12 protein-coding genes are annotated in these 9709 nt (G+C 69.1%); 7 read left to right on the forward strand and 5 right to left on the reverse strand.

The window, feature by feature from the left end; genetic code table 11:
• Positions 1-29 precede the first annotated feature (29 nt).
• The 4 genes from DQP56_RS12725 to DQP56_RS12740 are packed head-to-tail and all read left to right on the forward strand — an operon-like array spanning position 30 to position 2792.
• Positions 30-1262, forward strand: coding sequence for an alkane 1-monooxygenase (locus tag DQP56_RS12725; RefSeq protein WP_112685929.1), 1233 nt, complete (start codon positions 30-32; stop codon positions 1260-1262).
• Positions 1262-1435, forward strand: a complete 174-nt coding sequence (locus DQP56_RS12730) for a rubredoxin (RefSeq protein ID WP_112685931.1) — start codon at positions 1262-1264, stop codon at positions 1433-1435. Before DQP56_RS12725 ends, DQP56_RS12730 begins: the two co-directional genes overlap by 1 nt.
• On the forward strand, positions 1432-1614 hold the full coding sequence (locus tag DQP56_RS12735; RefSeq protein WP_083038852.1) for a rubredoxin: 183 nt from the start codon (positions 1432-1434) through the stop codon (positions 1612-1614). The genes DQP56_RS12730 and DQP56_RS12735 overlap by 4 nt, the downstream gene beginning before the upstream one ends.
• A complete protein-coding gene (locus DQP56_RS12740) occupies positions 1611-2792 on the forward strand; it encodes an NAD(P)/FAD-dependent oxidoreductase (RefSeq protein ID WP_112685933.1) in 1182 nt (393 codons plus the stop codon). Before DQP56_RS12735 ends, DQP56_RS12740 begins: the two co-directional genes overlap by 4 nt.
• On the opposite strand, the gene DQP56_RS12745 is transcribed toward DQP56_RS12740, so the two are convergent.
• The 3 genes from DQP56_RS12745 to DQP56_RS12755 all read right to left on the reverse strand — a co-directional run bounded on the left by DQP56_RS12745 (position 2789) and on the right by DQP56_RS12755 (position 4741).
• Entirely contained in the window at positions 2789-3637 is an 849-nt protein-coding gene (locus DQP56_RS12745) for a type IV toxin-antitoxin system AbiEi family antitoxin (RefSeq protein ID WP_112685935.1), read from the reverse strand. The two genes, DQP56_RS12740 and DQP56_RS12745, sit on opposite strands and share 4 nt — an antisense overlap.
• A gap of 146 nt (positions 3638-3783) precedes the next feature.
• Entirely contained in the window at positions 3784-4395 is a 612-nt protein-coding gene (gene recR / locus DQP56_RS12750; protein ID WP_112685937.1) for a recombination mediator RecR, read from the reverse strand.
• Between the two features lie 10 nt (positions 4396-4405).
• A complete protein-coding gene (locus tag DQP56_RS12755) occupies positions 4406-4741 on the reverse strand; it encodes a YbaB/EbfC family nucleoid-associated protein (RefSeq protein WP_112685939.1) in 336 nt (111 codons plus the stop codon).
• Positions 4742-4857: 116 nt separating this feature from the next.
• Here DQP56_RS12755 and DQP56_RS12760 point away from each other — a divergent pair, with 116 nt between their 5' ends.
• From DQP56_RS12760 to DQP56_RS12770, 3 genes are read left to right on the forward strand one after another with little or no spacing between them, the layout of a single operon-like run.
• Complete coding sequence (locus DQP56_RS12760) at positions 4858-5631, forward strand: Rv3717 family N-acetylmuramoyl-L-alanine amidase (RefSeq protein WP_205868870.1); 774 nt, start codon at positions 4858-4860, stop codon at positions 5629-5631.
• 52 nt (positions 5632-5683) lie between these two features.
• Entirely contained in the window at positions 5684-7063 is a 1380-nt protein-coding gene (locus tag DQP56_RS12765) for an FAD-binding oxidoreductase (RefSeq protein WP_112685941.1), read from the forward strand.
• Positions 7060-8367 carry a class I SAM-dependent methyltransferase gene (locus DQP56_RS12770; RefSeq protein WP_112685943.1) on the forward strand — a complete coding sequence of 436 codons (1308 nt, stop codon included), beginning with the start codon at positions 7060-7062 and terminating at the stop codon, positions 8365-8367. The genes DQP56_RS12765 and DQP56_RS12770 overlap by 4 nt, the downstream gene beginning before the upstream one ends.
• Before the next feature lie 21 nt (positions 8368-8388).
• Here the strand turns inward: DQP56_RS12770 and DQP56_RS12775 are convergent, their stop codons facing one another.
• Together DQP56_RS12775 and DQP56_RS25810 are read right to left on the reverse strand one after the other, a co-directional pair.
• The gene (locus tag DQP56_RS12775) at positions 8389-9603 is read right to left on the reverse strand and encodes an FAD-dependent oxidoreductase (protein WP_112685945.1); all 1215 of its coding nucleotides are present in this window, start codon (positions 9601-9603) and stop codon (positions 8389-8391) included.
• 9 nt (positions 9604-9612) lie between these two features.
• Positions 9613-9709 (reverse strand): hypothetical protein (locus DQP56_RS25810; protein WP_435673860.1); only part of this gene is annotated, 97 nt, incomplete at its 5' end.

Here is a 9709-nt window from a genome sequence, read left to right on the forward strand (position 1 = left end):
AGCCGGCGCGGCTACCTAACGTCGGCGACATGAATGCCGAACTGAGTGACAAGCCGAAGATCTGGCACGACAACAAGCGACACCTGTGGCTGCTGGGCCTGTTCGTGCCGACCATGATGTTCCTGATGCTGCCGCTGGTGTGGGCGATGAACCAGGCCGGCTGGCAGACCGCGTCGCAGCTGCCGTTCTACATCGGGCCGATCCTGCTCTATGTGATACTGCCGGTGCTGGACCTGGCCGTCGGGGCCGACGGGCAGAACCCGCCCGATGAGGTGATGGCGGCGCTGGAGAACGACAAGTACTACCGGTATGCGACCTACGCCTATATCCCGTTCCAGTACGCCAGCGCCATCCTGGGCGCTTACCTGTTCACCGCGTCGGACCTGGGCTGGCTCGGCTTCGACGGGTCGCTGGGCTGGCTGGGCAAGATCGGTGTGGCGATGTCGGCGGCGACGGTGGCCGGCGTGGGCATCAACACCGCCCACGAGCTCGGCCACAAGCGGGAGTCGCTGGAGCGCTGGCTGGCCAAGATCACCCTGGCCCAGGTCTGCTACGGGCACTTCTACGTCGAGCACAACCGCGGCCACCACGTGCGGGTCGCCACCCCCGAAGACCCGGCGTCGGCGCGTTTCGGCGAGACGTTCTGGGAGTTCCTGCCGCGCAGCGCCTGGGGCGGTATCCGTTCGGCGTGGGAGCTGGAGGCGGCGCGGATCCGCCGGACCGGCAAGAACCCCTGGAACCCGCGGACCTGGCCGGGCAACGACGTGATCAATGCCCTGGCGATGTCGCTGCTGTTCTGGGGCGTGATGATCGCGGTGTTCGGTGTCGCGTTGATCCCGTACGTGCTGATCAACGCCTTCTACGGCTCGTCGCTGCTGGAGTCGGTGAACTACCTGGAGCACTACGGGCTGGTGCGCCAGAAGCAGCCCAGTGGCCGCTACGAGCGCTGCACCCCGCAGCACAGCTGGAACTCCGACCACCTGGTCACCAACCTGTTCCTGTACCACCTGCAGCGGCACAGCGATCACCACGCCAACCCGACGCGGCGCTACCAGACGCTGCGCAGCTTCGACGACTCGCCGAACCTGCCGGCCGGCTACGGAGCGCTCATCGGGGTGACCTATTTCCCGCCGGTGTGGCGCAAGCTGATGGATCACCGGGTGCTGGCGCACTACGCCGGCGACATCACCCGGGCCAACACCTCGCCGCGCCGCCGGGAGAAGATCCTGGCCCGCTACGAGGCAGCGGCGGTGAACGCCTGATGGCCGGCTACCGGTGCCCCGGCTGCGGCTACGTCTACGACGAGAGTGTCGGCGCGCCACGCGAAGGCTTCCCGGCCGGGACGGCGTGGGCACAGATCCCCGACGACTGGACCTGCCCGGACTGTGCGGTCCGCGAAAAGCTCGATTTCGAACCGATGGGAGTGAACTCATGAACGACTACAAACTGTTCCGGTGCCTGCAGTGCGGCTTCGAGTACGACGAGGCGCTGGGCTGGCCGGAGGACGGCATCGACCCCGGCACCCGCTGGGCCGACATCCCCGAGGACTGGAGCTGCCCGGACTGCGGCGCGGCGAAGGCCGACTTCGAGATGGTGGAGGTGGCGCGGCCGTGAGCGGGGTGCTCATCATCGGTGCCGGACTGGCCGCGGTCCGCACCGCCGAACAGCTCCGCCGCAACGACTACACCGAGCCGATCACGATTGTCGGCGCCGAGATCCACCCGCCGTATGACCGCCCGCCGTTGTCCAAGGAGATGCTGCAGCGCGAGGCCGTCACCGCCGCGGACGTCGCCCTCAAACCGGCCGCGTTCTACGAGCAGCACCGCATCGGGTTGCGGCTGGGCTGCGCGGCCCGCACCGTCGACGTGGCGGCCCGCACCGTGACCCTGGCCGATGGAGATGTGCTGGGCTATGACCAGTTGGTGATCGCCACCGGCCTGATGCCCAACCGCATTCCGTCGTTTGCGGACCTGGACGGTATCCACGTGCTGCGCTCGTTCGACGACTGCTTGGCGCTGCGCCGGCGGGCGGCGGGTGCGCGCCGCGCCGTGGTGATCGGGGCGGGCTTCATCGGCTGCGAGGTCTCGGCCAGTCTGCGCGGCGCCGGTGTGCAGGTGGTGCTGGTGGAGCCACAGCCCACCCCGCTGGCCGCCGCGCTGGGCGAGCAGGTGGGCGCGTTGATCACCCGACTGCACCGCGACGAGGGCGTCGACGTGCGCACCGGCGTGAAGGTGGACTCGGTCTCCGGGTCCGACGGCGTGGAGTCGGTGACACTGTCCGACGGTTCGGTGATCCCGGCCGATCTGGTGGTCGTCGGGGTCGGCTCACGGCCCGCCTGCGACTGGCTGGCCGGCAGCGGAATCGCGGTGGCCGACGGCATCGTCTGCGACGAGGCCGGCCGTACCAGCGCCCGGGACGTCTGGGCGATCGGCGACGTGGCGTCGTGGCGAGACCTGTCGGGGGCGCAGGCGCGCGTCGAGCATTGGAGCAACGTCGCCGAGCAGGCGAAGACCATGGTGTCGGCGATGCTGGGTTCGGCGGTGGCGCCCCGGGCGGGAGTGCCCTACTTCTGGAGCGACCAGTACGACCTCAAAATCCAGTGCCTGGGCCACCCGCGGACCGACGACACCGTGCATCTGACCGGGGATGACGGCCGCCGATTCGTCGCCTATTACGAGCGCGACGGGGTGCTCGTCGGCGTGGTCGGGGCGGGCATCCCGGAGAAGATCCGGACGGCTCGCGCCGGGATCGCCGCGCGGCTGCCGATCTCCGAGGTGCTGGTGCCGGTTTAGGGTTGCCAGCCGCGGGACCGCATGGCGTCGGTGACGCGGCGGATGACGTCGCTGGGCGCGTCCTCTTTGATCACCCGGATGTTGATCCAGCCCAAGGCTTCCAGCCTGCGCTGACGCCGGTGGTCCCGGACGTACTGCGGGCGGTCCTTGCGGTGCTGATCGCCGTCGTACTCGACGGAGACTCGATATTCCTCCCAGCCCATATCCAGCCAGGCGAACGGCCAATACCCCCGCTCGACCACCGGGATCTGGGTGGTCGGCGCCGGTAGGCCGGCGTCGATGAGCCTTAGCCGCAGCCGGGACTCCCGGGGTGAGGCAGCGCCGGGGTCCACCAGCGGAAGTGCCGCCCGCAGCCGTCGTAAGCCCCGAGCGCCACGGTGGCGTTTGGCCAGCAGCAGCACATCCTCAGTCGAGTACGGAGTGGCCCGCGCAAGGGCGTCGAGGCGGGCCACCGCCTTGTCGCGCGGTAGGTGACGGCCCAGGTCGTAGGCGGTGCGGGCAGGCGTGGTGACCGGTAGGCCGGCGACTTGGGTCATTTCGTCGTCGGGGAGGGTTTCGTCGCGAGCGATGACGCCTTCCGGTGGGCGGGTGTTCGACCAGATCAGCTCGATCGGGATATCGGCGTCGACCCACTCGGCCCCGTGTACGGCCGCGGCGGCCACCCCGGCGATCACGCCTCGTCGGCCAGATCGCAGCCACGCCCCCTCGATCCGGTCGCGCAGGGTGGGCTCATGCCTTGCCGGCAGGTATACGCCGCGGAATATCGCCCGGTGCCAGCGGCGTAGTTCGTACTCGGTGAGCCGGCCCTGCGCCAGCGCTTCGCTACCGATGAAGAGCTCTCCCATGGCCTGAGGTTGCCAATGGGGACTGACATGACCGCGAAGCTGTAGTTAGCGCGAAGAAATGCGAGTAGCGAGCACGGTAACTACAGGCTCGGCGAGGGAGAGGGAGGGCTCGGCGAGGGAGAGGGAGGGCAGGGCGCAAGGGAACGTCAGGCCATGGCACGGCGGCCGGTGAAGGCCCGGCCCAGGGTGAGCTCGTCGGCGAACTCCAGGTCACCGCCCATCGGCAGTCCGGACGCCAGGCGCGTCACGGAGAGCCCGGGGATATCGCGCAGCATCCGCACCAGGTAGGTGGCGGTCGCCTCGCCCTCGGTGTTGGGGTCGGTGGCGATGATCACCTCACTGACGTCGACGCCGTCGACCCGCTCCCCGACCCGGTTGAGCAGCTCACGCACCCGCAGTTGCTCCGGTCCGATCCCGGAGAGCGGATCCAGCGCCCCGCCCAGCACGTGGTAGCGGCCGCGGAACTCTCTGGTGCGCTCGATGGCGGCGACGTCCTTGGGTTCCTCCACGACGCAGATCTGGGCGAAGTCGCGGCGCGAGTCCCCGCAGATCCGGCAGCGCTGCGCGTCGGAGACGTTGCCGCACACCTCACAGAACAGCACTCCCTCGCGGACCCTGGTGAGCACCGCGGTGAGCCGGTCGATCTCGGACGGCTCCACCGACAACAGGTGAAACGCGATCCGCTGGGCGCTCTTGGGGCCGATACCCGGCAGCTTGCCCAGCTCGTCGATCAGGTCCTGAACCGGGCCTTCAAACAAGGTGGCACACCTACGTACCCGGCATACCGAGCGCGTTGCCCATGCCACCGGCCAGCGGGGAGAGCCGCTCCTGGGCCAGGGTGTGCGCCTTCTTCGACGCATCCGCGAGCGCGCCGACGATCAGGTCCTGCAGCGTGTCGATATCTGCCGGGTCGACGACCTTCGGGTCGATCTGCACGGCCAGCACCTCGCCGCTGCCGTTGGAGGTCACCTTGACCAGGCCGCCACCGGCCTCGCCTTGCACCTCGGTGGCGGCCAGCTCCTGCTGCGCGGCCAACAGTCGCTGCTGCATCTGCTGGGCCTGCGCCAGCAACGCCGACATGTCGGGCGGGCCTCCTGGTTGCATGACACTCCCCTTGCGTTGTTGTGCGTGGTCTCGACTTGGTTGCGGCTTGGTTTCAGCTCCAAGACCGGGCGCGTGTTGAAACTCCAGCGTAGTCGGCGCGAGCCTACGTTGGCGGCGTGCGCGTACCTGTTCTTTCGCGTGTCGGCGTCGCGATCATCACCGGCCTGGTGGCGGCCGCCGCGGTCCCGAGCGCCCCGTCGTCCTGGGCGGCCCCCGGCAACATCGCCGGCATGATCGTGTTCCTCGACCCCGGTCACAGCGGCACCGCCGATCCCGCGGCCATCGGCCGCCAGGTCACCAACGGCCGGGGCGGCACCAAGAACTGCCAGACCAGCGGGACCACCACCAACTCCGGCTATCCCGAGCACAGCTTCGCCTGGGACACCACGCTGCGGATTCGGCAGGCCCTCAACTCCGCGGGGGTGCGCACCGCGATGTCCCGCGGCGACGACAACGGGCCGGGACCGTGCGTCGACCAGCGCGCCGCGATGGCCAACTCGCTACACCCCAACGCGATCGTGTCCATTCACGCCGACGGCGGACCGGCCACCGGCCGCGGGTTCCACGTCAACTACTCCGCGCCGCCACTCAACCCGGCCCAGGAGGGCCCGGCGGTGCGGTTGGCGCAGGCCATGCGCAGCCAGCTGCAGGCCGCCGGCATTCCGCCGGCCAACTACATCGGCACCGACGGGCTGAAGGGACGCGCCGACCTGGCCGGGCTGAACCTGGCCGAGTATCCCTCGATCCTGGTCGAGCTGGGCAATATGAAAAACCCCGCGGACGCCGCGCTGATGGAGAGTCCGGGGGGACGGCAACGCTACGCCGACGCCGTAGCCCGTGGCATCGTCGGCTACCTGAGCACGCAGGGCATGCCACAACAATCCCAGTGAGCCCGGCCGCGTCGAGTGCGCGGCCGACGATCGGCCGCTAGCGTGGGAGGTGATGTCCGTCCGGCCGGTCGACGCACCGACATCCCACACGCGGGGGGTGCAACGGCTGCTGGACAGCTACCGGGCGATTCCCGCGAGCGCATCGGTGCGGCTGGCGAAACCCACCTCAAACCTGTTCCGGGCCCGCGCCAAACGCGAAGCCCCGGGCCTGGACACCTCGGGCCTGGTGAATGTCATCGGCATCGACGTGGCGAACCGCACCGCCGACGTCGGCGGTATGTGCACCTACGAGGACCTGGTCGCCGCGACGCTGCCGTACGGGTTCGCACCGCTGGTGGTTCCGCAGTTGAAGACGATCACGGTCGGCGGGGCGGTGTCCGGCCTGGGCATCGAGTCAGCGTCGTTCCGCAACGGCCTGCCGCATGAGTCGGTGCTGGAGATGGATGTTCTCACCGGCGCCGGCGAGCTGCTGACCGTTTCCCGCGACCGGCGTGCGGACCTGTTCCGGGCGTTTCCCAATTCCTATGGCACGCTGGGCTATTCGACGCGACTGCGGATCGAGCTGGAGGCGGTCAAACCGTTCGTGGCGCTACGGCACATCCGGTTCCATGCGCTGGACGACCTGATCGCGACGATGGACCGGATCATCGACACCGGCGGGTTCGACGGTGTTGCGGTGGACTACCTCGACGGTGTGGTGTTCTCCCCCACCGAGAGCTACCTGTGTCTGGGGATCGAGACCGACACCCCGGGTGCGGTCAGTGACTACACCGGCCAGCGGGTCTACTACCGCTCGATCCAGCACGGGCACGGGATCAAAGACGACCGGCTGACCATCCACGACTACCTGTGGCGCTGGGACACCGACTGGTTCTGGTGCTCGCGGGCGTTCGGTGCGCAGCACCCGCTGGTGCGGCGCGCCTGGCCGCGGCGCTATCGGCGCAGCAGTTTCTACTCGAAGCTGATCGGCTACGACAGGCGGTTCGCCATCGCCGACCGGATCGAGAAACGCCAGGGCCGGCCGCCGCGCGAGCGAGTGGTGCAGGACATCGAGGTGCCGTTGGGGCGCTGCCGGGAGTTCTTGGACTGGTTCTTCGACCACGTGCCGATCGAGCCGGTGTGGCTGTGCCCGCTGCGGCTGCGCACCGACGAGAACTGGCCGCTGTACCCGATGCGGCCCAACCGCACCTACGTCAACGTCGGTTTCTGGTCCTCGGTCCCGGCGGGCGCCACCGAGGGGGCCACCAATCGGCTGATCGAGGCAAAGGTGAGCGAACTCGACGGCCACAAATCGCTGTACTCCGACTCCTACTACACCCCTGCGGAGTTCGATGAGCTCTACGGCGGGGAAACCTACCGCCAGGTCAAGCGGACCTACGACCCCGACTCCCGGTTGCTGGACCTCTACGACAAGGCGGTGCGACGACGATGACCACCTACAAGGAGCAGACGCACACCGGCAGGCTGACCCTGGCGGAGGTCCTGGAGACGCTGGCCACCGACGGTCACCTGCCGCTGCGGTTCACCGCCTACGACGGCAGCAGCAGCGGACCCGACGACGCCCCGCTGGGCCTGGAACTGCTCACCCCGCGCGGCACCACCTATCTGGCCACCGCGCCGGGCGACCTGGGCATGGCACGCGCCTACGTCGCCGGAGACCTGGCAGCGCACGGCGTGCACCCCGGCGACCCCTACCACCTGCTCAAGGCGCTCGCCGAAGAACTGCACTTCAAACGGCCGTCGCCGCGGGTGCTGGCCAACATTGTGCGCTCCATCGGGATCGAGCACCTGGTGCCCATCGCGCCGCCGCCGCAGGAGGCCCGCCCCCGGTGGCTGCGCGTCGCCGACGGCCTGCGACACAGCAAGCATCGAGACGCCAGCGCGATTCAACACCACTACGACGTGTCCAACGCCTTCTACGAAGCCGTGCTGGGGCCGTCGATGACCTACACCTGCGCGGTCTATCCGAGCCCGGAGGCGACGCTCGAGGAGGCCCAGGAGAACAAGTACCGGTTGATCTTCGACAAGTTGCGGCTGCGCCGCGGTGACCTGCTGCTGGATGTGGGCTGCGGCTGGGGCGGCATGGTCCGCTACGCAGCGCGGCACGGTGTGCGCGCGATCGGTGCGACGCTCTCTGCCGAGCAGGCCCGGTGGGCGCAGCGCGCCATCGCCTCCGAGGGGTTGGCCGAATTGGCCGAGGTCCGCCATTGCGATTACCGCGATGTGCGTGAGACCGAATTCGACGCGGTCTCCTCGATCGGCATGACCGAGCACATCGGCGTCGCGAACTATCCCGCGTACTTCGGATTCCTCAAGTCCAAGCTGCGCCGCGGCGGCCTGCTGCTCAACCACTGCATCACCCGCGCGGACAACAAATCCAGTGCCACCGCGGGCGACTTCATCGACCGCTACGTGTTCCCGGACGGCGAACTTGCCGGGTCGGGACGGATCATCAGCGAAATCCAGGACGCCGGCCTGGAGGTGGTCCACGCCGAGAACATCCGGCACCACTATGAGCTGACGCTGCGGGACTGGTGCGCCAATCTGGTGGCGCATTGGGACGAGGCCGTCGCCGAGGTCGGGCTGGCCACCGCGAAAGTATGGGGTCTCTACATGGCCGGTTCGCGACTGGGCTTCGAGCACAACGCCATTCAGCTGCATCACGTGTTGGCGGCCAAGCTCGATGACCGCGGCGGCGACGACGGCCTGCCCTTACGGCAGTGGTGGCAGCCCTAGCCGCCGGAACACCGCGACCGGCTAGCGCCGGGCGAACGACGGCGCCCGCTCCGGGCGCACCCCGACGCCCACCAGATACGCCGGAATCGCGGACAGCCAGGGCAGTTTGGCGATCACAGTGCCGAAAGACGCTGGCGGGCTGAGGTTTTTACCGCGCAGGATCGGCGTGAGTGCGCGGTGCAGCACCCGCTGAACCGACTGGGTGACGACGGTGGGAAACGCCCGGCGCCGTTGCACCGCCGCCAGGTCACGCCCGGTCACCTGGCCACGCCGCAGCGGCTCGGCCAGAATGGTGGCGGCGGCTACCGCGTCCTGCACGGCCAGATTGATGCCGACCCCGCCCACCGGGGACATGGCGTGCGCGGCGTCGCCGATGCACAGCAAGCCGTCGACGCTCCACCGCCGCAGCCGGTTCACCCGTACGTCCAGGTGTTTGACGTCATCCAGGCTGCGCAGTGCGCCCACGGCATCGGCGGCCTCCGGGATCAGTTCGACGACCTCGCGCCGGAACGCCTCGATGCCGCGCTCCCGCAGCGCCGCATCGCCGCCCTTGAGCCCGAGATAGGCGACCTGGAAGTAACCCTCGCGCGGGATCATGATGGCGGCGCGGCCCGGACCGAGCCGCGGCAGCAGTGTCGGCTTCGCATCTTCATCGTTGGGCAGGCGGAACCACCACACGTCGAAGTTCACCGGAAACTCCCGGAACCGCAGGCCCGCCTCCTGCCGTGCGATCGACCACCGCCCGTCGCAGGCCACCGTCAGCCCGGCACGCAGTTCGCCCGGACCGTCGGGGCCTTGGTAGCGCACTCCGGCGACCCGGCCGTTCTCGTGCAGCAGTCCGGTGACCTCGGTCTGCATCCGCAGCGTGAAAGTCGGCTCGGTCTGCGCGGATTCGGCGAGCAGGTTGAGCAGATCCCACTGCGGCACCATCGCGATGTAGGGGTGCGGCTGGCCCCGCAGCCGGCCGAAGTCCACCACCGTGACGCCCCGGCCGGCCACGTCGAGGACGACCTGGTGGATCTCACTGTGTGACAACGCCGCGAACCGGTCCCACAAGCCGAGCTCGTCGAGTAACCGCAGCGTGGTGGGGTGCACGGTGTCACCGCGGAAGTCGCGCAGGAAATCGGCGTGCTTCTCCAGCAGCGTCACGTCGACCCCGGCACGGGCCAGCAGCAGCGCCAGCACCATGCCGGCGGGACCGCCGCCGACTATCGCGCAGGAGGTGGTTTCGGTGATGTCGTCCAGTCAGTCACCACCGATACGCCGAGCGCCCAGCTCATTCTGCAGCAGTTCCAGGGCCGCCTCCTCGGGATCGCGGCGCGACGCCGGGTCGGAGCGCTCG

The organism is Mycolicibacter senuensis (assembly GCF_003284925.1).
Classification (GTDB): Bacteria; Actinomycetota; Actinomycetes; order Mycobacteriales; family Mycobacteriaceae; genus Mycobacterium; species Mycobacterium algericum_A.

Excerpts from the sequence above, each read along its gene's own strand:
- DQP56_RS12765 (WP_112685941.1), top strand. The coding sequence starts at position 5,684 with ATGTCCGTCCGGCCGGTCGACGCACCGACATCCCACACGCGGGGGGTG.
- DQP56_RS12735 (WP_083038852.1), top strand. The coding sequence starts at position 1,432 with ATGAACGACTACAAACTGTTCCGGTGCCTGCAGTGCGGCTTCGAGTAC.
- DQP56_RS12725 (WP_112685929.1), top strand. The coding sequence starts at position 30 with ATGAATGCCGAACTGAGTGACAAGCCGAAGATCTGGCACGACAACAAG.
- DQP56_RS12755 (WP_112685939.1), bottom strand. The coding sequence starts at position 4,741 with ATGCAACCAGGAGGCCCGCCCGACATGTCGGCGTTGCTGGCGCAGGCC.
- DQP56_RS12770 (WP_112685943.1), top strand. The coding sequence starts at position 7,060 with ATGACCACCTACAAGGAGCAGACGCACACCGGCAGGCTGACCCTGGCG.
- DQP56_RS12730 (WP_112685931.1), top strand. The coding sequence starts at position 1,262 with ATGGCCGGCTACCGGTGCCCCGGCTGCGGCTACGTCTACGACGAGAGT.
- DQP56_RS12745 (WP_112685935.1), bottom strand. The coding sequence starts at position 3,637 with ATGGGAGAGCTCTTCATCGGTAGCGAAGCGCTGGCGCAGGGCCGGCTC.